This is a genomic window from Chelatococcus composti, assembly GCF_014201415.1.
Lineage (GTDB): Bacteria > Pseudomonadota > Alphaproteobacteria > Rhizobiales > Beijerinckiaceae > Chelatococcus_A > Chelatococcus_A composti.
In genome coordinates, this window is record NZ_JACHEH010000001.1 from 115,456 (window position 1) to 137,848 (window position 22,393).

Genomic DNA, 22,393 nt, shown 5'->3' on the forward strand with positions numbered 1-22,393 from the left:
GCAGCACGGCCCGGCGGCGGCGTGCCCGCGGCCGGGAGAACGGAACGCGCGTCGAGCCGGCCGCCGGAGAGCTGTGCCGCGCGCTGCAGTTTCTGGGAGGAAACGATGTCCGTGACGCATATCGGCGCTGCCGTGCGCCGCAAGGAAGACCAGCGTTTCATCACCGGTCGCGGCCGCTATACCGACGACCTGTCGCGGCCGGGCCAGGCCCATGCCTATTTCCTTCGCTCCCCCCATGCCCATGCACGCATCCGCTCGATCGACACGTCGCGGGCGCTGGCGATGCCGGGCGTCCTTGCGGTGCTGACGGGGGAGGATCTCGCACGGGACAACATCGGCGGGCTGATCTGCGGCTGGATGATCCATTCGAAGGATGGCACGCCCATGAAGGCGGGGCCGCATCCCGCGCTCGCGCAGGGCAAGGTGCGCTATGTGGGCGACCATGTGGCCGTCGTGATCGCCGAGAGCCTCGCCCAGGCCAAGGACGCGGCCGAGGCCATCGAGGTGGACTACGAGGTGTTGCCCGCCATCGTCGACCCGGCGACGGCGGCGAAGGCCGGCGGCGAGCCGGTGCACGAGGTGGCGCCCGACAACACGGTCTTCGCCTGGCATCTCGGCGACAAGGCGGCGACCGAGGCAGCCTTCAAGGCTGCCAAGCACGTCACGACGATCGACCTCGTCAACAACAGACTCATTCCCAACGCGCTCGAGCCGCGGGCGGCGATCGGCGAGTATGATCCGGGCACGGACTCCTACACGCTCTATACCACGAGCCAGAACCCGCACGTGGCGCGGCTCGTGCTCTCGGCCTTCGTCGGAATCGCGCCCGAGAACAAGCTGCGCGTCATCGCGCCGGACGTCGGCGGCGGCTTCGGCTCCAAGATCTTCATCTATGCCGAGGAGACCGTCTGCGTCTGGGCGGCGAAGAAGGTCGGGCGGCCGGTGAAGTGGACCGCCGAGCGCACGGAGTCCTTCCTCGCCGACGCGCACGGGCGCGATCACGTCACCCATGCCGAGCTGGCGCTGGACGAGAAGGGCAAGATCCTGGGCCTCCGGGTGAAGACCATCGCCAACCTGGGTGCCTACCTTTCGACCTTCGCGTCCTCCGTGCCCACCTATCTCTACGGGCCGCTGCTCTCCGGCCCCTACGACATTCCGGCCATCTACTGCGAGGTGGACGGGGTCTACACCAACACCGCACCCGTCGACGCCTACCGCGGCGCGGGCCGGCCGGAGGCGACCTTCGTGCTCGAGCGGCTGGTGGAAGTGGCCTCGCGCGAGCTCGGCATCGACCCGGCCAGTTTCCGCAGGCGCAACTACATCAGGAAATTCCCGCACCAGACGCCGGTGATCATGACCTATGACATCGGCGACTATCATGCCACGCTGCAGAAGGCGCTGGAGCTCGCCGACTACAAGAACTTCGGCAGGCGCAAGCGTGAGAGCGCGCGGCGCGGCAAGCTGAGGGGCATCGGTTTCTCCTCCTACATCGAGGCGTGCGGCCTCGCGCCCTCGCAGGCGGTCGGCTCCCTCGGCGCCGGCGTCGGCCTGTGGGAGTCGGCGGAGATCCGCGTCAATCCGACCGGCTCGGTGGAGGTGCTGACCGGCTCGCACAGCCACGGTCAGGGCCACGAGACCACCTTCGCCCAGCTCGTCTCGGACCGGCTCGGCATTTCCATCGACCAGGTGACCGTGGTCCACGGTGACACCGACAAGGTGCAGTTCGGCATGGGTAGCTACGGCTCGCGCTCGGGCGCGGTGGGCATGTCGGCCATCGTGAAGGCGCTCGACAAGATTATCGCCAAGGGCAAGAAGGTGGCGGCCCATGTGCTCGAGGCGTCCGAGGGCGACATCGAGTTCAAGGACGGCAGGTTCTCCGTCGCCGGCACCGACAGGTCGCTGAGCTTCGGCGACGTGGCGCTGCAGGCCTACATCGCCCACAAATTCTCCGGGCAGGAGCTGGAGCCGGGCCTGAAGGAGGGGGCTTTCTACGACCCAACCAACTTCACCTTCCCGGCGGGCGTGCATATCTGCGAGCTCGAGATCGACCCGCAGACAGGCGTCACGCGCATCGAGCGCTGGACGGCTGTGGATGACTTCGGCGTGGTCATCAACCCCATGATCGTCGAGGGGCAGGTCCACGGGGGCGTTGCACAGGGCATCGGCCAGGCGCTGCTCGAGGGGGCACGCTACGACCAGGACGGGCAGCTGGTTACGGCGAGCTTCATGGACTACTGCATGCCGCGTGCCGACGACCTGCCGTCGTTCACCGTGGACATGACCGTGACGCCGAGCCCGTCCAACCCACTTGGTATCAAGGGCTGCGGCGAGGCGGGCGCCATCGCCGCCCCGGCGGCTGTCATCAACGCCATCACGGATGCGCTCGGCCACGAGGACATTGCCATGCCGGCGACGCCGCAAGCCGTGTGGCGCGCCTGCCGAAAGGCGCCTATGCGCATGGCGGCGGAGTAACTCGGGATCGCGACAGGCCCCGCCGTCCGGCGGCGGGGCGTCGGAAGGGGGAAAGACCATGTACGCCTTCGACTATCACCGGCCGACGAGCGTGCGGCAGGCGGCCAGCCTGCTGGCGCAGAACGAGGACGCCAAGCTGCTGGCGGGCGGGCATACGCTTATCCCGACGATGAAGCAGCGGCTGGCCGCGCCTTCGGCCCTCATCGACCTCAACGCCATCCCGGAGTTGTCGGGTATCGAGCTCAAGGGCCGGTCCCTCGTCATCGGGGCGATGACGCGGCACGGCGCCGTCGCCACCTCCCCGGTGGTGCGGCAGGTGCTGCCGGCGCTGGCAGAGCTCGCCGGGCTCATCGGCGACCCGCAGGTGCGTCACCGCGGCACCATCGGCGGCTCCATCGCCAACAACGATCCGGCGGCCGACTATCCGGTGGCGTGCCTCGCGCTTGGCGCGACGATCGTCACCAACAAGCGCAAGATCCCGGCGAATGAGTTCTTCACCGGCCTGTTCGAGACGGCGCTGGAGGAAGGCGAGATCATCACCAGGGTCTCCTTCCCCCTCGTCTCCAGGGCAGCCTACGAGAAGTTTCCCAATCCGGCCTCGCGCTATGCGCTCGTCGGTGTCTTCGTGGCCAAGCGCGGCAGCGACGTCCGCGTGGCGGTGACGGGAGCGGGCGCCAACGGTGTCTTCCGCGTGCCGGCCATGGAGGAAGCGCTGCGGCACCGCTTCTCGCCGAAGTCTCTCGAGGGCGTGACCGTGCCGGCCGAGGGGCTCATCAGCGACATTCACGCGGATGCTGAATATCGCGCCCACCTCATCGGCGTCATGGCCCGCCGGGCGGTGGCCAGGGCGGCGAGCCGCAAGTGAACGCCGGACGATGAGGGGCAGGGAGCCGTGCAGGCTCCCTTTCCCTTGTCCGCAAGCGCCCTTGCGCCGCGCAGCTGTAGTAAGGTCGTGTTCCGGCGTAACGACTCGTGATGACCGCATGACCCAGCCTGCCCAGCTTCCCACCTCCATCGACGAGACCATCCGGCTGCTGAAGACGGCCGGCTATGTCAGCGACAGGCCGCTCGCCACGGTGCTGTTCCTGGCGCTGCGGATGGAGCGGCCGCTCTTCCTCGAGGGCGAGGCGGGCGTGGGCAAGACCGAGATCGCCAAGGTGCTGGCGACCTCGCTCGGCCGCCGGCTGGTGCGGCTGCAGTGCTACGAGGGGCTCGACGTCGCCTCCGCCGTCTACGAGTGGAACTATGCGGCGCAGATGATGGCGATCCGCCTCGCCGAAGCGGCGGGCACCGTCGACCGTGAGCAGCTGGAGCACGACATCTTCTCCGAGCGCTACCTGCTGCGCCGGCCGCTGCTGCAGGCGCTGGAGGCCGACACGGCCGGCCCGCCGGTGCTGCTCATCGACGAGCTTGACCGTGCGGACGAGGCCTTCGAGGCCTTCCTGCTCGAGGTGCTGGCCGACGCGCAGGTCACGGTGCCGGAGCTGGGCACCATCCGGGCCGAGCGCCCGCCCATCGTCATCATCACGTCGAACCGCACGCGCGAGATTCACGACGCGCTGAAGCGGCGCTGCCTCTACCACTGGGTAGACTACCCCACGGCGGTGCGCGAGCTCGCCATCCTCAAGGCCAGGGTGCCGCAGGCGCCGGCCCGCCTGTCGAAGGAGGTGGTGGCCTTCGTGCAGGCGCTCCGCCGCGAGGATCTGTTCAAGGTGCCGGGCGTCGCCGAGACGCTCGACTGGGCGACGGCGCTCGTGGAGCTCGACGCCGTGGCGCTCGACCCCGCCATCGTGTCCGACACGCTGGGCGTGCTGCTCAAGTACCAGGACGACATCCAGAAGCTGCAGGGCTCGAAGGTCAAGGAGATGCTCGATGCCGTGCATGCCGACCTGAGGGCGGCGGAGTAGCCGGTCGCGGGCAGCAGGCAGCGGCCTGGCACGCGCATCGCGTGGCGAAAACCTGTATGGTGGCGGGATGCAGGGAACCGATGCCGCAGCTGACGGCAAGCTCACCGAGAACATCGCCTATTTCGCCCGGGCACTGAGAGCTGCCGGCCTGCCGGTGGGGCCGGGCAGCGTCGTAGACGCCGTGCAGGCGGTCATGGCTGCCGGCATCGGCACGCGCGAGGATTTCTACTGGACGCTGCATGCCGTCTTCGTGAAGAAGCACGAGCACAGCGTGCTCTTCGACCAGGCCTTCCGCCTGTTCTGGCGTCGGCGGGCCCTCGTCGAGAAGCTCATCGCCATGATGAGCCCCGTCGCGCCCGCGGCCCCGGAGGAGGACAAGCCGCGTCCGGGCGCGGCGCGCATCGCCGATGCCATGGCGCCGCCGCAGCGCGAGCCGGAGGAGGTGCGGGAGGAGGTGGAGTTCTCCGCCCGCTTCACGGTCTCGGATCGCGAGGTGCTGCGACACAAGGATTTCGCCCAGATGAGCGCGGACGAGATTGCCCGCGCCCGCCAGCTCATTGCGCGGCTGCGCCTGCCGGCCGACCGGATGAAGACGCGCCGTTACGTGGCCGATCCGCACGGCAGCCGCATCGACGCACGCCGGAGCCTGCGGCGGACCCTGCGGGCCGGCGGCAGGCTCATCGAGCTGGCCATGCGCGAGCGGGCCGAGAGGCATTCGCCGGTGGTGGCGCTCGTCGACATCTCCGGCTCGATGGCAGAGTACAGCCGCATCTTCCTGCATTTCCTGCATGCGCTCACGGAGCGCCGCCGCAGGGTGACAACCTTCGTCTTTGGCACGCAGCTCACCAACATCACCCGCGAGCTGAGGGCGCGTGACCCGGACGAGGCGCTGGCGCGGGCCGGTGCCCTGGTTCGCGACTGGGAGGGGGGCACGCGCATCGCCACTTCGCTTGCCACCTTCAACCGCAAATGGTCGCGGCGAGTCCTGGGGCAGGGGGCGATTGTCCTGCTCTTCACTGATGGGCTGGAGCGCGATGTGGGGGACGACCTTTCCTTCGAGATGGACCGCCTGCACCGCTGCTGCCGCCGACTGATCTGGCTCAATCCGCTGCTGCGCTTTGAGGGGTTCGAGGCGCGGGCGCGCGGCATCCGGGCCATGCTGCCGCATGTGGACGATTTCAGGACACTGCATAATCTTGCCGCCATGGAGGAGCTCTGCGCGGCGCTTGCCGAGCCGGCACGACGGACACACGATCCGCGACGCTGGCTGGCGGCGGCCTGAGGCCGCCGGAAGGAGACGAGCCATGCTGGTGAACGAGGACGACATCCTGAGACAGGCGGAGAAGTGGAAGCGCGAGGGCCGTGAGGTGGCCATCGCCACGGTGGTGGAGACCTGGGGCTCCGCGCCGCGGCCGGTAGGCAGCCATCTCGTCATCGACGGGGAGGGCAACTTTCTCGGCTCTGTCTCCGGCGGCTGTGTGGAGGGCTCGGTGGTGACCGAGGCGCTCGAGGTCATCGAGGAGGGGGTGCCGCGCATGCTGGAGTTCGGTGTCGCCGACGAGACCGCCTGGAAGGTGGGTCTCTCCTGCGGTGGGCGCATCAAGGTCTATCTCGAGCCGCTCGACTGACGGTGCACGGCGGGGAAGGGAACATGCCACCGACCGAAACGCTGATTGCCTTTGCCGCGGCGACCGCGGTCTTCGCCTACATGCCGGGGCCGGCCATGCTCTATGCGGCGGCCCAGACATTCGCGCGCGGCCGGCGTGCCGGCCTCATGGCGGCGCTCGGCATCCATCTTGGCTGCTATGTGCATGTGCTGGCGACGGCCTTCGGCCTGTCGGCGCTGCTGGCGCTCGTGCCTCTCGCCTTCACGGTCGTCAAGGTGCTCGGCGCGGCCTATCTCGTCTGGCTCGGCCTCAAGATGATCCTGCAGAAGGCGGAGGGTGGAGCCGCCGGGGCGGCGGCGCCGAAATCCGCCCGCCGCGCCTTCGTCGAGAGCGTCATGGTCGAGGTGCTCAACCCCAAGGCGGCGCTGTTCTTTCTCGCCTTCCTGCCGCAGTTCGTGGATGCCGGCGCGGGGCTGCCGGTGTGGCAGCAGCTCCTCATCCTCGGCACCATCGTCAACTTCGCCTTCTCCTCGGCTGACATCGTGGTGATCCTCACCGCTTCGGCGGTGATGCGTCGCCTCGGACGCAACGGCTGGGGCGAAAGGCTGGCCCGCATCGCGGGCGGTTCGCTTCTCGTCGCACTGGGCGTCAAGCTGGCGACGGACAAGGGTTGAAGGGCTGAAGGGCGGACGGCATGAAGCTCGACACACTTGCGGCGATGAATGCGGAGCGCGCCGTGCGGCGCGCCTGCGTGCTGGTGAGCGATCTCGACAGCGGTGAGCAGCGGCTGGTGACCGAAGCGGCGCTCGCTGAGGATCCGCTGGCGCCGCTGCTGGCCGCGCAGCTGCGTTCGGGCAAGAGCGGCATGGTGGAGAGCGGGGGACGCCGCCTCTTCCTGACAGTGCAGGCGCCGCCGGTGCGCCTCGTCATCACGGGGGCCGTCCACATCAGCCAGGCCATCGTGCCGATGGCGCGCCAGCTCGGCTTTGATGCGGTGATCATCGACCCGCGCACCGCCTTCGCCACGCCCGAACGATTCCCCAACGTCCGCCTCGTGCCCGAGTGGCCGGACGAGGCGCTGCCGCGGATCGGACTCGACCGCTACACAGCCTTCGTCGCGCTGACGCACGACCCGAAGATCGACGATCCGGCGCTGTCGGCGGCGCTGCGCAGCGACTGCTTCTACATCGGCGCGCTCGGCTCGCGGAAGACACACGCCAAGCGCGTCGAACGGCTGATGCAGGCCGGCTTCACCGAGGTCGACCTCGCGCGCATCCATGCCCCCATCGGCCTGCCCATCGGCGCCGTCAGTCCGGCGGAAATCGCGCTCTCCATCCTCGCCGAAGTGGTGGCCAGCCTGAGGAAGGGGGACGGGGCATGAAGTTCGGCCCGCTTCCGGTCTCCGAGGCCGCCGGTGCCATCGCCGCCCACAGCGTGCGGGCCGGCGATGTCGTGATCCGGAAGGGGCACCACCTGACGCAGGACGACACCCGCCGCCTTGCGGCCGCCGGCGTTGCCTCCCTGACGGTCGCGGTGCTGGAGCCCGGCGATGTCGGAGAGGATGAGGCGGCCCACCGACTCGCCTGCGTGGTGGCAGGCGAGGGGGTGCGGGTCGAGCATCCCTTCACCGGCCGGTCCAACCTCTTCGCCGAATGGCCGGGTGTCTTCGTCGTCGAGGCCGAGGGGGTCGATGCCGTCAATGCGGTTTCCGAGGAGGTGACGCTGGCGACGCTGCCCGCCTTCAAGCCCGTCGTCGCGGGCGAGATGCTGGCAACGGTCAAGATCATCCCCTATGCGATTTCGGACAGCCTTCTGGAGCGGGCCGAGGCGGCCGCCCGCCACTCGGCGCCGATCCTCAAGGTGCTGCCGTACAGGCTCACGACGGTTGGCGTCATTTCCACGCGCCTGCCGGGCCTGAAGGAGAGCGTCATCGACAAGACGCTGCGCGTGCTCTCGGGGCGTCTCGCCCCCGCAGGGGCCGTCATCGCGGCAGACGAGCGGGTGCCGCACGAGGAGGCGCCGCTGCGCGAGGCGGTGGCGGCTGTCGCCAGGCGTCCTGACATCGACATGGTCATCATTTTCGGCGCCTCGGCCGTCGCCGACCGGCGCGACGTGGTGCCGGCGGCAATCTCCGCGGCGGGCGGGGTGGTGGACCATCTCGGCATGCCCGTTGATCCCGGCAACCTGCTGCTCATCGGCCGGCTCGCCGGCAAGCCCGTGCTCGGCGCGCCGGGCTGCGCCCGCTCGCCCAAGGAGAACGGCTTCGACTGGGTGCTGCACCGTCTGCTCGCCGGCCTTTCCGTGACCTCGGCCGACATCATGCGGCTCGGCGTCGGCGGCCTGCTGATGGAGATCGTATCCCGCCCGCAGCCCCGCAGGGGCGGCGAGCCCCAGCCGGAGGACAACGGCGCATGAGCGCGGTGGCGGCCATCGTGCTCGCCGCCGGGCGCTCCACCCGCATGGGCGCGGCCAACAAGCTCCTGTGTCCGGTCGACGGCAGGCCCATGGTGGTGCATGCCGTCGCCGCGGCGCTCGCCTCGCGGGCGCGTCCCGTCGTCGTGGTGACGGGGCACGAGGCAGAGGCGGTCGAGGCCGTCCTGCCGCCGGGCGTCACCGCCGTCCGCAATGCGGACCATGCGAGCGGCATCGCCTCCTCGCTGCGCTGCGGCCTTACGGCGCTGCCGGAGGAGGTGGCGGCGACGGTGGTGCTGCTCGGCGACATGCCGCGCGTGGGCGCGGTGGCCATCGACAGGCTCGTCGCCCTGTTCGAGGAGGCGCCGCATGTGGCGGCCGTGGCGCCGACCTGGCGGGGCGAGCCCGCCAACCCCGTGCTGATCGCGCGGCGGCTGTTTGCCGAGGTGATGCGGCTCGAGGGCGACCAGGGAGCGCGCCGGCTGTTCGCTGGACGCGGCGACGTCCTGACCGTGGCGACGGACGATCCCGCCATGGCCATCGACATCGACACGCCGGAGGCGCTGGCCGCGCTCGCGGCAAGAGACAGCGCCTAGCGGAACCCGTCAGGCGGCGCGGCCGTCGACGGAGAAGCGCCCTGCACCGGCCGCGGCAACCGCCAGCAGGCCACCGGTGATGGCGACGTTCTTCCAGAAGAACAGCGCCTGCGCCGGATCGACCCAGAACTGGTGAAAGAGCAGGGCGGACAGGGCCGTGAAGCCGGCGAGCGCGAGGGCGGCGAGCCGTGTCTGCCAGCCGACGAGCAGCAGGAGGCCGCCGCCAAGCTCGACCAGGATGACGAGAGGAAGAAGAATGCCGGGCACGCCGGCCGATTCCATGTATTGCGCGGTGCCGGCATAGCCGGGGATCTTGTTGAACCCGGCCGGTATGAACAGGGCTGCCAGCAACACGCGCGCCAGAAGCAGCCCGAGCGCGTTCAACAATCCCATATGCTGTTCCTTTCTGTCGGTGCGGTTGCGTCGGCAGGCGCGACGCGCGGCAAACAGTAGCTCACCTTGCCCGCGCGCGGCATGGCGACCGTACAAGCTATTGTTTGCACCGGTGCAAGACGCACGACGCGCATGGAAAAGGCGCGGGAGCCGAAGCTCCCGCGCCCCGCGAGCGGTCTGTCGAACCGACGGTTCGACGGCCTCAGAAGTCCATGCCGCCGCTCGGCATGGACGGCGTGGCCGCCTCCTTCTTCGGCTTCTCGGCGATCATGGCCTCGGTCGTGATCAGCAGGGCGGCGACGGAGGCAGCGTCCTGCAGGGCCGTGCGCACGACCTTGGCCGGGTCGATGATGCCCTTCTTGAACATGTCGCCGTACTCGCCGGTCTGGGCGTCGAAGCCGTAGGCGTAGTCGCTGTTCTCCAGCACCTTGCCGACGACGAGCGAGCCGTCCTCGCCAGCGTTGAGGGCGATCTGGCGGGCGGGGGCCTGGATGGCCCGGCGGACGATGTCGATGCCGGTGCGCTGGTCGTCATTGGCGGGCTTCAGGCCGTCGAGCGCCTTGACCGAGCGCAGCAGGGCGACGCCGCCACCCGGCAGGATGCCTTCCTCCACAGCGGCCTTGGTGGCGTGCATGGCGTCGTCGACGCGGTCCTTCTTCTCCTTCACCTCGACCTCGGTGGCGCCGCCGACGCGGATCACCGCCACGCCGCCCGCGAGCTTGGCGAGGCGCTCCTGCAGCTTCTCACGGTCGTAGTCCGAGGTGGTCTCCTCGATCTGCGCCTTGATCTGCTGGACGCGGGCCTCGATGTCGGCCTTGGAGCCGGCACCGTCGACGATCGTGGTGTTCTCCTTCTCGATCACCACCTTCTTGGCGCGGCCGAGCATGTTGAGGGTGACGTTCTCGAGCTTGATGCCGAGATCCTCGGAGATGGCCGTACCGCCGGTCAGGATGGCGATATCCTGCAGCATGGCCTTGCGGCGGTCACCGAAGCCCGGCGCCTTCACCGCAGCAACCTTGAGGCCGCCACGCAGCTTGTTGACGACGAGCGTGGCGAGCGCCTCGCCCTCAACGTCCTCGGCCACGATCAGCAGCGGCTTGGTGGACTGGACGACGGCCTCGAGGACCGGAAGCAGCTCGTTGAGCGAGGAGAGCTTCTTCTCGTGGATGAGGATGTAGGGGTCCTCAAGCTCCACGCGCATCTTCTCGGCGTTGGTGACGAAGTAGGGCGACAGGTAGCCACGGTCGAACTGCATGCCCTCGACGATGTCGAGCTCGGTGGCGAGGCTCTTGGCCTCCTCGACCGTGATGACGCCCTCGTTGCCCACCTTCTGCATCGCCTCGGCGAGGAAGCGGCCGATCTCCTTGTCGCCGTTGGCCGAGATGGTGCCGACCTGGGCGATCTCGTCGTTGCTGGAGATCTTGCGGGCGTTCTTCTTGAGGTCCGCGACGATGGCCTCGACGGCCATGTCGATGCCGCGCTTGAGGTCCATCGGGTTCATGCCGGCGGCAACCGCCTTGGCGCCTTCCTTCACGATCGCCTGGGCAAGAACCGTCGCCGTCGTCGTGCCGTCACCGGCCAGGTCGTTCGTCTTCGAAGCGACCTCGCGCACCATCTGCGCGCCCATGTTCTCGAACTTGTCCTCAAGCTCGATTTCCTTGGCGACCGTCACGCCGTCCTTCGTGATGCGCGGCGCACCGAACGACTTCTCGATCACCACGTTCCGGCCCTTCGGGCCCAGCGTCACCTTCACCGCATTGGCGAGGATGTCCACGCCGCGCAGCATCTTCTCGCGCGCGTCAGCCGAAAATTTAACGTCCTTGGCAGCCATAATCGTCACTCCCTGATAGACATGACTTCAGGCATCAATGGGTTGCGAAACGGCCCCGTTCAGGCAGCCTTCTTGTCCTGCGCGCTCGTCTCGATGACGCCCATGATGTCGGACTCCTTCATGATGAGGAGTTCCTGACCATCAATCTTCACCTCGGTGCCCGACCACTTGCCGAAGAGCACCCGGTCGCCGACCTTGACGTCCGGCGGGATGACCTTGCCGCTGTCGTCGCGCGCGCCGGGGCCGACGGCGACGACCTCACCCTCCTGCGGCTTCTCCTTGGCCGTGTCGGGGATGATGATACCGCCCTTTGTCTTCTCTTCGCTCTCGAGACGACGGACGACCACGCGGTCGTGCAGCGGACGGAATTTCATCGCGAACCTCCTGAAATGGCTGATTCATTTTACGATGTCGCCGGCCGGCCCCGATGGCAGCCACCCGGCGCACTGGCGAGATAGGTGCGGCGTCGCAGGCCCGCAAGAGCCTCTCCGCAAATTTTTGGCAGTCTCCACTCGAGAGTGCCAAAACGCCGTTCCGGGGCCTGTCAGCAGTCATCCGAGATTGCTACTAATGCATTGAAAATAAACGAATAATCTGAAATCTATGCTTGAAACGTCCCCTCCTTTCGTTCACCATATGGCCAACGCGAGACGAAGGAGGTGCCATGGTTTCGAGCGACTTCGTTAAGCAGCTGGGCGGCTATGGCCTGACCACCGCCACCATCCTCTACCGCATGCCGGATCATCCGGGCCTGCTGCAGACCTACGTCTGGCAGGACTACGACATGGCGCCGCGCTTTCCGGAGCTGCAGCGCTTCCTCGAGTTCTGGCAGAAGAAGCTGGAGGGGCCACTCCATTCGGTGACCGTGGCGCACAGCCGGCTCATCAGGCCTGCCGAGCTCAGGCTCGTGAATGGCATGGTGAGCCTGCACTGAGGCGAGGGCGGCTGCGCGGGCTGCATGGTTGCAGACCGGGCTTCCCTGCTGGCCCTCTTGGCCGGCGGACGGCGGTGAGTTAGGAATGCGGCCTCGCAAACAGAGGCCCGGTCCAACTTCGTGTCGACGCTGCCCCGCACCTCCGCCGTTCTCAATGCACTCACGGTGGGCGAGGGCGACTACCTCACCGTCGACGAGATCTTGCAGACCTTGCGCCAGCAGGCCTTTGCTCTGCTCGTGGTGGTGCTTGGCCTGCCAAACTGCCTGCCGATGCCGCCGCCGATCCCGCTCATCTGCGGTTTCGTGCTCGCCTTCGTCGCATTGCAGATGGCGCTCGGCCGGCAGGCGCCGTGGCTGCCGCGCCGCCTTCTCAGCAAGTCCATCTCGCGGGCCGACGTGACGCGGGCCGTCGAGCGGGCCCTGCCCGTCCTCTACCGGCTGGAACGCATGTCGCGGCCGCGCCTGCAGTTCTTCGCCACGGCGCCCGGCATGCAGGCCATGGGAATCGTGCTGCTCGTCGTGGCACTCGGGCTGCTGGTCTCCGCGCCCTTCATCGGCCAGATCCCGCTCGGCCTCGCCGCCTGCCTCATCGGCCTCGGCCTCGTGGAGCGCGACGGCATCGTCATCATTCTCGGCATGATCGCGGGTGCGCTGGGCATCGGCCTCAGCCTGGGCTTCATCGTCGCGATCGTCAGCGGCATCTTCGCCCTTCTCGGCTACGCGTGAGCCGGACGGGCAGAGCGCCGGCCGTCCTCAGGCCACAGCGCCGCTGCGGCTCTCGTCCGGCGCGATGCCGAGCATCTTGTCGATCTCGTGGGCAGGCACGGGCTTCGAGAACAGGTAGCCCTGAAGCTCGTGGCAGCCGAGCGCCTGCAGGAAGCGGTGCTGCTCGCTCGTCTCCACGCCTTCTGCCGTCACGGTGAGGCCGAGCGCGCGGCCGAGGTGGACGACGGAGTGCACGAGAATGGCCGATTCACCGGTCGTTTCCATGCTCTCGAGGAAGGAGCGGTCGATCTTGATCTTGTCGAAGGCGAAACGCCGCAGATAGATCAAGCTTGAATAGCCGGTGCCGAAATCGTCGAGGGCGAGGCGCACGCCGCGGGCCCTCAGCTCCATCATGGCCTCCTCGGCCGCGTCGGCATCGTCCATGACGACGCCTTCCGTCACTTCCAGCTCGACGCGCGTGGGGTCGATGTCGGCCTCCTCGATGATGTTCATCACGCTGGAGACGAAATCCCGCTGGCGGAACTGGATGGGCGAGACGTTGACGGCGATGCGCAGGCCGGGCCAGCGCTTGGCATCCTCGCAGGCCTTGCGCAGCACCCATTCGCCGAGGGGGATGATGAGGCCGCGCTCCTCTGCGATAGCGATGAACTGCTGCGGCGATATCCAGCCGTGCTGGGGATGCGGCCAGCGCACCAGCGCCTCGACGCCGACGATCTCCTCGCCGTTGGCCTTGTACTGGGGCTGATAGTGCAACTGGAGCTCGTCGGCGAGGATGGCTGCACGCAGATCGTCTTCCACCACCTTGCGCAGGCGCAGCGCCTCGTCCATCTGGCGCTCGAAGAAGCTGTAGCGGTTGCGGCCGCCGTTCTTGGCCTGGTAAAGCGCGGTGTCGGCGAGGCGCATCAGGGTCTCGCGGTCGGTCCCGTTGCGCGGGCTGAGCGCCACACCGATCGATACGCCGATTGTGACGGAACCGCCGGGCACCTCGCAGGGCATGGTCAGGGCATCGAGAATGCGCCGCGCCAGCGCCTCGGCGTCGCGCGGATCTTTGACGTCCGTCTGGATGATGGCGAACTCGTCTCCGCCGAAGCGGGCGAGGGTGTCGGCGCCGCGCAGGAGGTTGGACAGGCGCCGCGCCACGATGCGGATGAGCATGTCGCCCGCCTCGTGGCCGTAGGTGTCGTTGACATCCTTGAACCGGTCGAGGTCGAGGAACATCACCGCCAGGCCCTCGTCGGAGCGCTTGATGCGCGCCAGCTCCTGGTCGAGCCGCATGCCGAAGAGCAGGCGGTTGGGCAGGCCGGAGAGGGAGTCGTGCGCCGCGAGCCTCTGCACCTGCTCCTGCCGACGGCTGAGCTCGATGAGCTGTCCGCGCACGTGCAGCAGGATGCCGGCGGCGAAGGCGACGGTCAGCAGGGCGATGGCGGCGATGGCCGTCAGCGCCTGGTCGTTGACGAGGGCGCTCGGCAGCGACGATTGCCAGACGAGGAAGGCAGGCCCGCGATCCGTGGCGTCGTCGATGGCGACGGCGCCGCTGTGGCGGATATTGCTGTTCGTCGACAGGTGCAGCTCCTGCAGGCCGAGCGGGCCAGCGATCTCCGACAGGGCCCGCGCGTCGAGCTCGCTGGCGCCGACGACGATGTGTGGGCTGTCGCTGCTGATGGTCGTCGCGGCGGCCACATAGGCGCTCCAGCCGTCATGCACGATCCGCGTGGCGCCGATCATGCCGCTCTTGCCGGTGTGCAGGTGAGGGTCGCTGGCCTCCTTCTGCCGCACGTCACGGATGACGGCGTCGAAGATCCGGCGCCGTCCGTCGAACTGCGGCTGGCCGGCCACCTCGCCGCCGACGCTGCCGAAGAGAACCGAATCGTCCGTGTTGAGCAGGAAGATGGCCCATTGCCGGGACGGGCCCTTGCCTTCCGAGGTGAGGATGGCGGCCGTGCCGACAGGGTCGACGGGATGACGGCCCATCTTGTCGCTGCTCAGGGTCGTGGCATAGGAGCGTATGTTCTCGAGTGCGTGCTGCCGCAGGTCGTTGAGGGCGAGGGCGACACGCGCCCGTTCGTCCTGCATGGCGGCTTGGTCGAGCGTGCGGGTCATCCACCAGACCACGCTACCGGCGAGCAGCAGGACCAGGAGGATCAGTGCCGCCATCGGCCACACGAGGCGTGTGGCGACGGTCGTGGGGGAGGGGAAGCCTTTCACCGGCAAGCGTGCAGATCCTCGCGCTCCATGCGGACACCACACCCTGCCCCACGAACCTTTAAATGAAGTTAGTGTCCGCCCTTGTCGTTCCGCATGGTTCTCTCATTCGAGCAGCCCGAGCCCGCGGAAGCTCGCGTGGCCGTCGCGGCCGACGATGATGTGGTCGTGCACTGTGACGCCGAGCGCCTTGGCGATCTCGCCGATCGTCCTTGTCATCTTGATGTCGGCGGAAGAGGGGGTCGGATCGCCGGAGGGATGGTTGTGAACGAGGATGATGGCCGTTGCCGACAGTTCGAGCGCCCGCTTCACGACCTCGCGAGGATAGACCGGCGTATGGTCGACGGTGCCCGTCTGCTGGAGTTCGTCGGCGATCAGGCCGTTGCGCTTGTCGAGGAAGAGGACGCGGAAATGCTCCTTGTCCGCGAAGGCCATGGCGGTGCGGCAATAGTCGATGACGGCGCTCCACGACGACAGTACGGGGCGCTTGGCCACGGCGCCGCGCGCGATGCGCCGGGCCGCCGCCTCGACGATCTTGATGTCCGTGACGACGCTCTCGCCGACGCCCTCCACCTCGCGAAGGCGGGAAGGCGGCGCTGCGATTACCTCGGCGAAGGACCCGAAGCGCCGGATCAGCTCCTTCGCCAGGGCCTTCACGTCGCGCCGCGGGATCGACCGGAACAGGACGAGCTCAAGCAGCTCATAATCGGCGAGCGAAGCCTCTCCGGCTTCCCGGAAACGGTTTCGCAGCCGTTCGCGGTGACCGTGGTAGTGGGGCGTGTCCTCGGCGTCGCCGACTGGGCTCATGCAGGGGCAGGCGTCTTGTAGGGTGGATGGTGATATCCCTTGGGCGAAAGCGTGAAGATCTCGACTCCCGTCTCGGTGACGCCGACCGTGTGCTCGAACTGGGCCGACAGCGAGCGATCGCGCGTCACCGCGGTCCATCCGTCGGAGAGAACCTTTACGTGCGGGCGGCCGAGATTGATCATCGGCTCGATGGTGAAGATCATGCCTGGCTTCAGCGGCACGCCCTCGCCGCGCCGGCCGAAGTGCAGGATGCTAGGCTGCTCGTGGAAGGAGCGGCCGACGCCGTGGCCGCAGAAGTCGCGCACCACCGAGCAGCGCTCACCCTCGGCATATTCCTGGATGACGGCGCCGATGTCGCCCGTCGTCGCACCCGGGCGCACCGCGGCGATGCCGCGCATCATGGCTTCGTAGGTGACCTCCATGAGGCGCTGGGCCCGGCGCGGCACCTCGCCGACCGGATACATGCGACTCGAATCGCCGTACCAGCCGTCGACGATGAAGGTCACGTCGATGTTGACAATGTCGCCCTCGCGCAGCGGCTTCTCGTCCGGCTGGCCGTGGCACACCACGTGGTTGATCGAGGTGCAGCACGCGTGGCGGTAGCCGCGATACATCAGTGTCGCCGAGAGGGCGCCGTGATCCATGGCGAACTGGAAGACCAGGCGGTCGATCTCGGCGGTGGTGACGCCGGGGGCGACGACGTCGACGAGCATGTCAAGGCATTCGGCGACGAGGCGGCCGGCCTTGCGCATGCCCTCGAACCCTTCGGGGCCATAGTAGATGATGTTGTTGGCGCGGCGCGGCGCAAGTTCGCTGTCGAGATCTGCCATTTCGCTCGTCCGGGGCGCCCCCGCGCCCGATCACTGCCCCAATCTATTGATCAAAGCCGCCGACGCAAGTGATGCTGCGGATGGTGCTCCGTGATCAGGGCGCTGGCGCTGGCGGACGGTGAGGTGTATGGCAAGGACGACACCAAACGGGCGGGGCCCTTCGGGCCGACGCTGCGACCCCAGGACGATGACGATCAACTCCTTCAACGATACCGAACCCTTCGGCCGCTTCGCGCCCGGGGCACTCGCCCGGACGATGATCGAGATGACGCGCAGCCTGCCGGACAGCTGGCTCGGCAAGCGCGCCGCCTACGGTCTCAGACGGCTCGTGATCAACCGTCTCGACGGGGCGCCGGTTGACGTGGAAACACTGGGGGCGCGCATGCGCCTCTACCCTTACGACAACGTCTGCGAAAAGAAGATCCTCTTCACCCCCCAGTTCTTCGACCGGCAGGAGCGGGAGCTGCTCGCCGAGCGCATCACCGACGGCTTTATCTTCATGGACGTGGGGGCGAACGTCGGCGCCTATTCGCTCTTCGTGGCGGCGCTTGCAGGGCCGCGGGCGCGCATCCTGGCCGTCGAGCCGCAGCCCGAAGTCTTCGAGCGGCTCGTCTTCAACATCAGCCTCAACCCCTTCGGAACCATCAAGGCCGTGGCCTGCGCCGTCGCCGACCGGGCCGGAGAGCTGACCCTCTTCCTCGACCATGAGAACCGGGGCGAGTCGAGCGTCAAGATCGTCGGCTCCGGCACGGCCAAGTCCGTCCGCGTGCCGGCGACGACGCTGGCCGATCTCGCCCGGGAGGAGGGCTTCGAGCGCATCGACGCCATCAAGCTCGATGTGGAAGGGGCGGAGGACCTGATCCTCGAGCCGTTCCTGACGCATGCGCCGCCGTCGCTCTTTCCGCGCCTCGTCATCCTGGAGGACGGCAGCGGCCGCTGGCAGATCGACCTGCCGGCGCTCATGCGCGAAAAGGGCTACCAGCAGCTCGCCAAGACGCGCATGAACTTCGTCTTCGAACGGACGTGAGCCCCTACTTCTTGCTGCGCGTCTCCTGGTCGAGCTTCAGGCATTCATAGAGCTCGACGTAGCTCGGCAGGTTGTCCTCGCGCGTCTCGGCGAGGCACTCGTCGCGCCGGGCGGCGGGGAAGCCTGCCCATTCCGTCTCCAGCGTGCCGCGCGTCGCGTTCTCCTGGGCCATGCAGCCGTCGAAGGCGGCCTTGTCGAACTGCTGGTTCTGGCCGAGCACGTTGATGGTGGCGGCATCGCGGCAGCTGCGCTCGACGTCGAGCGCCGGCGGCCCCTCCGCGGCGAGGCCCTGCGTCAGGCCGAGGACGAGGAAGGAAGCGGCAAGGAGTGCAGGACGGGAAAACGGCATCGTTGGACCTCGCGAGTCTGCGCCGGCGCAGGACGACGGCCTGGACGCGCCCAGCATAGCGCAACGCGCTTCGCGGCCGTTAGTGCGTGCGATCAGACGGCGACAGGCAGGCGCGTCTCGGCCGTGATGCCGGCGGGCGTCACGCGGCAGGCGAGGGCATAGGCCTCGACGCCGCGGGAGCGGGCGCGCGCGAAGGCACGCGCATAGGCCGGGTCGAGGTCAGCCGCGAGGGTGAATGCCTCGGCTTCCATCTGCACGATGAACAGCATCGCGGCGCGCGCCCCGGCTTCCACCATGTCCCCGAGCTCCTCGAGATGCCTGGCTCCGCGGGCCGTGACGCAGTCGGGAAATTCGGCGAGGCCGGGCCGGCGCATCAGGTGGACGTTCTTGACCTCGACATAGCAGGGCGGGCGCCCATCCGCCTCGAGCAGGATGTCGACGCGGCTCGCGCGGCCGTACTTCACCTCGCGCCGCAGGCGCGCGTAGCCGGCGAGCTCCGGCACGAGACCGGCCGTGATCGCCTCGGCCGCAATGAGATTCGGATGACCGGTGTTGATGCCGACGAGCTGCGGTCCGCGCCAGCCGAAGTCGACCTCCACCAGCTCCCACGACAGCGGCAGCTTGCGGGCAGGGTTGGCCGAGCGCGAGAGGAAGACGCGGCTTCCGGGGGCGAGGAGACCGAGCATGGCGCCGGGATTGGCGCAATGGACCGTGACGATCTCACCGTCCGCCGTCTCCACGTCGGCGAGAAAGCGCTTGTAGCGGCGCAGAAGGCGCCCTTCGGCGAGCGGGCTGGGAAACTCCATCGACCTCTCCGGCTAGCGGCCGGCAGGTAGCAGCGCCGCGCGGCGGCCGCAAGCCTCGCGCTTCCGGCAGCTTTGCTCTTGATCTTGCCCGGCCATGCCGCGAAAACCCCTTTCAACGGCGGCCGGTGATGCCGTAAAGCCGGGCGAGGGAGAGACGCATGACGGCAGAAGCGCAGGGGCGGGTGACCGCGGCGGTCCTCGTCATCGGTGACGAGATCCTGTCCGGCCGGACCAAGGACAAGAACATCGGCTATATCGCCGACTACCTCACCGCCATCGGCATCGATTTGCGCGAGGTCCGCATCGTGCCCGATGTCGAGGAGGAGATCGTGGCCGCGGTCAACGCGCTGCGCAGCCGTTACGACTATCTCTTCACCACCGGCGGCATCGGGCCGACGCATGACGACATTACGGCGGACAGCGTGGCCAAGGCCTTCGGCGTCGGCATCAGCGAGGACCCGCGCGCCATCGCCATGCTGCTGGAGCGCATCAAGCCGGAAGACCTCAACGAGGCGCGCCGGCGCATGGCGCGTATCCCGCACGGGGCGGACCTCATCCCCAACCCCGTGTCCAAGGCGCCGGGCTTCCGCATCGGCAACGTCATCGTCATGGCGGGCGTGCCCGCCATCATGCAGGCGATGCTGGACGAGGTGGCACCCACGCTCAAGACCGGCAAGCGCATGCTGTCGGCCACCATCCGCGCCGACGCGAAGGAGGGCGACATCGCTGCGCCGCTCAAGGCGATCGCAGAGGCCCACCCCGACGTCTCCATCGGCAGCTATCCCTTTTCGGAGGATGGCCGCTTCAACACAAACATCGTCGTACGCAGCCGCGATCCCGAGCGCCTCGAGACCGTCCGGGCCGCCGTGGCCGAGATGGTCGCCCGCCTGCGCACGACGTCCTGACACTCCTGATCCGAGGCAAAGCCCATGTCGCCCACCTCCGAAAAAGCCTTTCCTGTTTCCTGGGACCAGTTTCACCGCGATGCGCGGGCGCTCGCCTGGCGTCTGCATGGCGCGGGGCCGTTCGAGGCCATCGTCTGCATCACCCGCGGCGGGCTGGTGCCGGCCGCGGTGGTGGCGCGCGAGCTGGAGATCCGTCTCATCGAGACGGTCTGCATCGCGAGCTATCACGACTATCAGAACCAGGGCGAGCTGATGGTTCTCAAGGAGATCGACCCCAAGATCCGTGCCCTCGGTGAAGGCAGCGGGGCGGGCGTGCTGGTGGTGGACGACCTCGTCGACACGGGCAAGACGGCGCGCATGGTGCGCCAGATGCTGCCCAAGGCGCATTTTGCCACCGTCTATGCCAAGCCGCAGGGGCGGCCGATGGTCGACACCTTCGTCACCGAAGTGTCGCAGGACACCTGGATCTACTTCCCCTGGGACATGGGGCTCACTTTCCAGCCGCCGATCCGCAACGGCGCGCCGCGCTGAGCCTCAGGCGAGGACGAGCGCGGCAAGGGCGACGAGGACGAGCCACTGCAACAGCGCCGCACGCCGGAAGAGCGCGAGCGCGCGGCGGATGTCGGCGGCGGTTGCCTCGGCCCGGCTGTTGCCCATGAAGGCGTCGTCGACGCGCGTCGTGCCGTAGACGCGTGGGCCGGCGAGTCTGAGGCCGAGTGCCCCCGCCATGGCGGCTTCCGGCCAGCCGGCGTTGGGCGAGCGATGGCGGTGGGCATCGCGGCACACGGCAGCGACGGCTGCCTTCGCGTCGGCTCCTCGCATCAGTGCGGCTGCGGCGACGAGAAGCAAGGCCGACAGCCGTGAGGCCGGCAGGTTGACGAGATCGTCGAGGCGGGCCGCGGCCCAGCCGAAGGCGGCGTGCTGCGGTGTGCGATGGCCGATCATGCTGTCGGCGGTGTTGACGGCCTTGTAGGCCGCCGCTCCGGGCAGTCCCGCGACCGCCAGCCAGAAGACGGGGGCGACGATACCGTCGGAAAAGTTCTCGGCGAGGCTCTCGATGGCGGCGCGGCAGACGCCTGCCTCGTCGAGCGTCTCGGGGTTGCGGCCGACGATCATGGCCACGGCGCGGCGTCCGGCGGAAAGTCCCTCGCTCTCCAGCGCCTCGGCGACGGCGAGGACGTGCTCGTGCAGGCTGCGCTGCGCAATGAGGCTCGAGGCCGGGATGGCCACTGCCACGAGCGCGAGCGGCGCGGGAAGGTTCCGCAGTCCATCCTGCAGGAGGAGGGCAGGAACGACGGCGGCTGCTATGATGATGACGACGGCCGCGACCCCGCAAACCCGGCGCGCGGTGAATGATTCGTGCTCCTTGTTGAGATGCCGGTCGAGCCGTGCGATGAGCAGTCCGATCCAGGTCACGGGGTGGCCGGCCACCTGGAAGACGGCGCGCGGATAGCCGGCAATCGCCTCGAGAGCGACGGCCAGCGCGGCGAGGGGAAGGGCGAACGTGAGATCCATGACGGAGCATGCCGATAGCATGGCTCGGCCTGCGGGCCGAGACGGCATCGTGCACGGCGGGGACCTTGGCGCGGCGCGCCGGTTTTTCCCGGGCGCGCCTGAGCCATGGCTCGACCTGTCGACGGGCATCAATCCGCATTCTTACCCGCTGCCGGCGATTCCGCCGGAGTGCTGGACGCGTCTGCCGGACGAGGGCGAGCGGCGGCGCCTCGAGGCGCAGGCGGCGCGGGCCTATGGCGCCCGGCCACAGGCCCATTGCGTCGCGGCGCCCGGCACCCAGGCGCTCATCCAGCTCTTGCCGCGGCTTCGCCCGCGCGGGCGCGTCGCTGTCCTCGGCCCGACCTACGGGGAGCATGTCACCGTGTGGCAGGCGGCCGGGCACGACGTGCGCGTGACTGCGAATGTGGAGGATCTTGCCGCCTCGGATGTGGCCGTCATCGTCAATCCCAACAACCCGGACGGGCGCACGCTGGCATCGGCCGACATCCTCGCCCTCGCCCGGCGCATGCACCACTGGGACGGGCTCGTCATCGTCGACGAGGCCTTCGCCGACGTGATGCCCGAAGTCAGCTGCGTCGGCCTCCTCGACAGCGGTACGCCGATCCTCGTGCTGCGCTCCTTCGGCAAGATCTACGGTCTTGCGGGCATACGCCTCGGCTTCGCCCTCACGGCTGACGAGACGCTGGCGGGACGCATCCGGCAGGAGCTCGGCCCTTGGGCCGTGCCGGGGCCCACGCTCGCCGTGGGCATCGCCGCGCTCGGCGACCGGGTCTGGATCGACGCCATGCGGCACCGGCTCTCCAGTGATGCCGCGCGGCTCGACGTGCTGCTCGCCGGCCCGGAGCTCACCGTGGTCGGCGGCACGCCGCTCTTCAGGCTGGTGGAGACGAGCCGTGCCGCGGCGCTGTTCGAGCATCTCGGCGCGCGGGGCATCTATGTCCGCCGCTTTGACGATGCGCCGCGGCGCCTGCGCTTCGGCCTGCCGGGGAGCGAGGCGGCCTGGGCGCGCCTCGCCACCGCCCTTGCACAGTTTCCGCAGCGAAGAGCTGCACAGCGGCCGTGACCCAGGCTTGC

Annotated in this window: 24 protein-coding genes; 15 read left to right on the forward strand and 9 right to left on the reverse strand. The window is 68.6% G+C overall.

The window, feature by feature from the left end:
* The first annotated feature begins 105 nt into the window (after positions 1-105).
* The 9 genes from HNQ73_RS00575 to HNQ73_RS00615 all read left to right on the forward strand — a co-directional run bounded on the left by HNQ73_RS00575 (position 106) and on the right by HNQ73_RS00615 (position 8,994).
* A complete protein-coding gene (locus HNQ73_RS00575) occupies positions 106-2,472 on the forward strand; it encodes a xanthine dehydrogenase family protein molybdopterin-binding subunit (RefSeq protein WP_183331217.1) in 2,367 nt (788 codons plus the stop codon).
* Positions 2,473-2,530: 58 nt separating this feature from the next.
* Positions 2,531-3,337, forward strand: coding sequence for an FAD binding domain-containing protein (locus HNQ73_RS00580; RefSeq protein WP_183331219.1), 807 nt, complete (start codon positions 2,531-2,533; stop codon positions 3,335-3,337).
* Positions 3,338-3,455: 118 nt separating this feature from the next.
* Positions 3,456-4,379 carry an AAA family ATPase gene (locus HNQ73_RS00585; protein WP_183331220.1) on the forward strand — a complete coding sequence of 308 codons (924 nt, stop codon included), beginning with the start codon at positions 3,456-3,458 and terminating at the stop codon, positions 4,377-4,379.
* A gap of 67 nt (positions 4,380-4,446) precedes the next feature.
* Entirely contained in the window at positions 4,447-5,661 is a 1,215-nt protein-coding gene (locus tag HNQ73_RS00590) for a vWA domain-containing protein (protein ID WP_183331222.1), read from the forward strand.
* A 22-nt stretch (positions 5,662-5,683) separates the two neighbouring features.
* The gene (locus tag HNQ73_RS00595) at positions 5,684-6,007 is read left to right on the forward strand and encodes an XdhC family protein (RefSeq protein WP_183331224.1); all 324 of its coding nucleotides are present in this window, start codon (positions 5,684-5,686) and stop codon (positions 6,005-6,007) included.
* A 23-nt stretch (positions 6,008-6,030) separates the two neighbouring features.
* A complete protein-coding gene (locus tag HNQ73_RS00600) occupies positions 6,031-6,660 on the forward strand; it encodes a LysE family translocator (protein ID WP_183331226.1) in 630 nt (209 codons plus the stop codon).
* 20 nt (positions 6,661-6,680) lie between these two features.
* Positions 6,681-7,367: an XdhC family protein gene (locus tag HNQ73_RS00605; RefSeq protein WP_183331228.1), complete on the forward strand. Its 687-nt coding sequence runs from the start codon at positions 6,681-6,683 to the stop codon at positions 7,365-7,367.
* Entirely contained in the window at positions 7,364-8,401 is a 1,038-nt protein-coding gene (locus HNQ73_RS00610) for a molybdopterin-binding protein (RefSeq protein WP_183331231.1), read from the forward strand. Before HNQ73_RS00605 ends, HNQ73_RS00610 begins: the two co-directional genes overlap by 4 nt.
* Entirely contained in the window at positions 8,398-8,994 is a 597-nt protein-coding gene (locus HNQ73_RS00615; RefSeq protein ID WP_183331233.1) for a nucleotidyltransferase family protein, read from the forward strand. Before HNQ73_RS00610 ends, HNQ73_RS00615 begins: the two co-directional genes overlap by 4 nt.
* 9 nt (positions 8,995-9,003) lie before the next feature.
* Here the strand turns inward: HNQ73_RS00615 and HNQ73_RS00620 are convergent, their stop codons facing one another.
* The 3 genes from HNQ73_RS00620 to groES all read right to left on the reverse strand — a co-directional run bounded on the left by HNQ73_RS00620 (position 9,004) and on the right by groES (position 11,592).
* Positions 9,004-9,387 carry a DoxX family protein gene (locus HNQ73_RS00620; RefSeq protein ID WP_183331235.1) on the reverse strand — a complete coding sequence of 128 codons (384 nt, stop codon included), beginning with the start codon at positions 9,385-9,387 and terminating at the stop codon, positions 9,004-9,006.
* Between the two features lie 202 nt (positions 9,388-9,589).
* Positions 9,590-11,218 (reverse strand): chaperonin GroEL, encoded by a 1,629-nt coding sequence (groL, locus tag HNQ73_RS00625; RefSeq protein WP_183331237.1) that lies wholly within the window; start codon positions 11,216-11,218, stop codon positions 9,590-9,592.
* Between the two features lie 59 nt (positions 11,219-11,277).
* On the reverse strand, positions 11,278-11,592 hold the full coding sequence (gene groES / locus HNQ73_RS00630; protein WP_183331239.1) for a co-chaperone GroES: 315 nt from the start codon (positions 11,590-11,592) through the stop codon (positions 11,278-11,280).
* Positions 11,593-11,882: 290 nt separating this feature from the next.
* Here groES and HNQ73_RS00635 point away from each other — a divergent pair, with 290 nt between their 5' ends.
* Together HNQ73_RS00635 and HNQ73_RS00640 are read left to right on the forward strand one after the other, a co-directional pair.
* Positions 11,883-12,152, forward strand: a complete 270-nt coding sequence (locus HNQ73_RS00635) for an usg protein (RefSeq protein ID WP_183331241.1) — start codon at positions 11,883-11,885, stop codon at positions 12,150-12,152.
* A gap of 120 nt (positions 12,153-12,272) precedes the next feature.
* A complete protein-coding gene (locus tag HNQ73_RS00640; RefSeq protein WP_183331243.1) occupies positions 12,273-12,878 on the forward strand; it encodes an exopolysaccharide biosynthesis protein in 606 nt (201 codons plus the stop codon).
* A 27-nt stretch (positions 12,879-12,905) separates the two neighbouring features.
* Here the strand turns inward: HNQ73_RS00640 and HNQ73_RS00645 are convergent, their stop codons facing one another.
* From HNQ73_RS00645 to map, 3 genes are all read right to left on the reverse strand, one after another.
* A complete protein-coding gene (locus tag HNQ73_RS00645; RefSeq protein ID WP_244649842.1) occupies positions 12,906-15,083 on the reverse strand; it encodes a putative bifunctional diguanylate cyclase/phosphodiesterase in 2,178 nt (725 codons plus the stop codon).
* Positions 15,084-15,185: 102 nt separating this feature from the next.
* A complete protein-coding gene (gene radC, locus HNQ73_RS00650; protein WP_183331247.1) occupies positions 15,186-15,887 on the reverse strand; it encodes a RadC family protein in 702 nt (233 codons plus the stop codon).
* Positions 15,884-16,717 (reverse strand): type I methionyl aminopeptidase, encoded by an 834-nt coding sequence (gene map, locus HNQ73_RS00655; protein WP_183331249.1) that lies wholly within the window; start codon positions 16,715-16,717, stop codon positions 15,884-15,886. Before map ends, radC begins: the two co-directional genes overlap by 4 nt.
* A 187-nt stretch (positions 16,718-16,904) precedes the next feature.
* On the opposite strand from map, the gene HNQ73_RS00660 reads away from it, so the two are divergent.
* Positions 16,905-17,744, forward strand: coding sequence for an FkbM family methyltransferase (locus HNQ73_RS00660; protein WP_183331251.1), 840 nt, complete (start codon positions 16,905-16,907; stop codon positions 17,742-17,744).
* Positions 17,745-17,748: 4 nt separating this feature from the next.
* Here HNQ73_RS00660 and HNQ73_RS00665 read toward each other — a convergent pair whose 3' ends face one another.
* Together HNQ73_RS00665 and sfsA are read right to left on the reverse strand one after the other, a co-directional pair.
* On the reverse strand, positions 17,749-18,093 hold the full coding sequence (locus tag HNQ73_RS00665; protein ID WP_183331253.1) for a hypothetical protein: 345 nt from the start codon (positions 18,091-18,093) through the stop codon (positions 17,749-17,751).
* 92 nt (positions 18,094-18,185) lie between these two features.
* A complete protein-coding gene (gene sfsA / locus HNQ73_RS00670; protein WP_183331255.1) occupies positions 18,186-18,899 on the reverse strand; it encodes a DNA/RNA nuclease SfsA in 714 nt (237 codons plus the stop codon).
* 158 nt (positions 18,900-19,057) lie between these two features.
* Between sfsA and HNQ73_RS00675 the strand changes: the two genes are divergently transcribed.
* Positions 19,058-19,804: a competence/damage-inducible protein A gene (locus HNQ73_RS00675; protein WP_183331257.1), complete on the forward strand. Its 747-nt coding sequence runs from the start codon at positions 19,058-19,060 to the stop codon at positions 19,802-19,804.
* Between the two features lie 24 nt (positions 19,805-19,828).
* The gene (gene gpt / locus HNQ73_RS00680; protein ID WP_183331259.1) at positions 19,829-20,335 is read left to right on the forward strand and encodes a xanthine phosphoribosyltransferase; all 507 of its coding nucleotides are present in this window, start codon (positions 19,829-19,831) and stop codon (positions 20,333-20,335) included.
* A 3-nt stretch (positions 20,336-20,338) separates the two neighbouring features.
* Here gpt and cbiB read toward each other — a convergent pair whose 3' ends face one another.
* Positions 20,339-21,319 (reverse strand): adenosylcobinamide-phosphate synthase CbiB, encoded by a 981-nt coding sequence (gene cbiB / locus HNQ73_RS00685; protein ID WP_183331261.1) that lies wholly within the window; start codon positions 21,317-21,319, stop codon positions 20,339-20,341.
* 19 nt (positions 21,320-21,338) lie between these two features.
* On the opposite strand from cbiB, the gene cobD reads away from it, so the two are divergent.
* Entirely contained in the window at positions 21,339-22,382 is a 1,044-nt protein-coding gene (gene cobD, locus HNQ73_RS00690) for a threonine-phosphate decarboxylase CobD (RefSeq protein WP_244649823.1), read from the forward strand.
* Positions 22,383-22,393 lie beyond the last annotated feature (11 nt).

What these genes read in the sequence shown, in the direction of transcription:
- cobD (WP_244649823.1), top strand. Translation starts at nt 21,339, where the DNA reads ATGGCTCGGCCTGCGGGCCGAGACGGCATCGTGCACGGCGGGGACCTT.
- HNQ73_RS00600 (WP_183331226.1), top strand. Translation starts at nt 6,031, where the DNA reads ATGCCACCGACCGAAACGCTGATTGCCTTTGCCGCGGCGACCGCGGTC.
- HNQ73_RS00590 (WP_183331222.1), top strand. Translation starts at nt 4,447, where the DNA reads ATGCAGGGAACCGATGCCGCAGCTGACGGCAAGCTCACCGAGAACATC.
- HNQ73_RS00620 (WP_183331235.1), bottom strand. Translation starts at nt 9,387, where the DNA reads ATGGGATTGTTGAACGCGCTCGGGCTGCTTCTGGCGCGCGTGTTGCTG.
- HNQ73_RS00605 (WP_183331228.1), top strand. Translation starts at nt 6,681, where the DNA reads ATGAAGCTCGACACACTTGCGGCGATGAATGCGGAGCGCGCCGTGCGG.
- HNQ73_RS00615 (WP_183331233.1), top strand. Translation starts at nt 8,398, where the DNA reads ATGAGCGCGGTGGCGGCCATCGTGCTCGCCGCCGGGCGCTCCACCCGC.
- HNQ73_RS00675 (WP_183331257.1), top strand. Translation starts at nt 19,058, where the DNA reads ATGACGGCAGAAGCGCAGGGGCGGGTGACCGCGGCGGTCCTCGTCATC.
- radC (WP_183331247.1), bottom strand. Translation starts at nt 15,887, where the DNA reads ATGAGCCCAGTCGGCGACGCCGAGGACACGCCCCACTACCACGGTCAC.
- HNQ73_RS00595 (WP_183331224.1), top strand. Translation starts at nt 5,684, where the DNA reads ATGCTGGTGAACGAGGACGACATCCTGAGACAGGCGGAGAAGTGGAAG.
- HNQ73_RS00635 (WP_183331241.1), top strand. Translation starts at nt 11,883, where the DNA reads ATGGTTTCGAGCGACTTCGTTAAGCAGCTGGGCGGCTATGGCCTGACC.
- groES (WP_183331239.1), bottom strand. Translation starts at nt 11,592, where the DNA reads ATGAAATTCCGTCCGCTGCACGACCGCGTGGTCGTCCGTCGTCTCGAG.
- sfsA (WP_183331255.1), bottom strand. Translation starts at nt 18,899, where the DNA reads ATGGAGTTTCCCAGCCCGCTCGCCGAAGGGCGCCTTCTGCGCCGCTAC.
- groL (WP_183331237.1), bottom strand. Translation starts at nt 11,218, where the DNA reads ATGGCTGCCAAGGACGTTAAATTTTCGGCTGACGCGCGCGAGAAGATG.
- HNQ73_RS00610 (WP_183331231.1), top strand. Translation starts at nt 7,364, where the DNA reads ATGAAGTTCGGCCCGCTTCCGGTCTCCGAGGCCGCCGGTGCCATCGCC.
- HNQ73_RS00575 (WP_183331217.1), top strand. Translation starts at nt 106, where the DNA reads ATGTCCGTGACGCATATCGGCGCTGCCGTGCGCCGCAAGGAAGACCAG.
- cbiB (WP_183331261.1), bottom strand. Translation starts at nt 21,319, where the DNA reads ATGGATCTCACGTTCGCCCTTCCCCTCGCCGCGCTGGCCGTCGCTCTC.
- HNQ73_RS00660 (WP_183331251.1), top strand. Translation starts at nt 16,905, where the DNA reads ATGACGATCAACTCCTTCAACGATACCGAACCCTTCGGCCGCTTCGCG.
- HNQ73_RS00585 (WP_183331220.1), top strand. Translation starts at nt 3,456, where the DNA reads ATGACCCAGCCTGCCCAGCTTCCCACCTCCATCGACGAGACCATCCGG.
- HNQ73_RS00580 (WP_183331219.1), top strand. Translation starts at nt 2,531, where the DNA reads ATGTACGCCTTCGACTATCACCGGCCGACGAGCGTGCGGCAGGCGGCC.
- HNQ73_RS00665 (WP_183331253.1), bottom strand. Translation starts at nt 18,093, where the DNA reads ATGCCGTTTTCCCGTCCTGCACTCCTTGCCGCTTCCTTCCTCGTCCTC.
- gpt (WP_183331259.1), top strand. Translation starts at nt 19,829, where the DNA reads ATGTCGCCCACCTCCGAAAAAGCCTTTCCTGTTTCCTGGGACCAGTTT.
- map (WP_183331249.1), bottom strand. Translation starts at nt 16,717, where the DNA reads ATGGCAGATCTCGACAGCGAACTTGCGCCGCGCCGCGCCAACAACATC.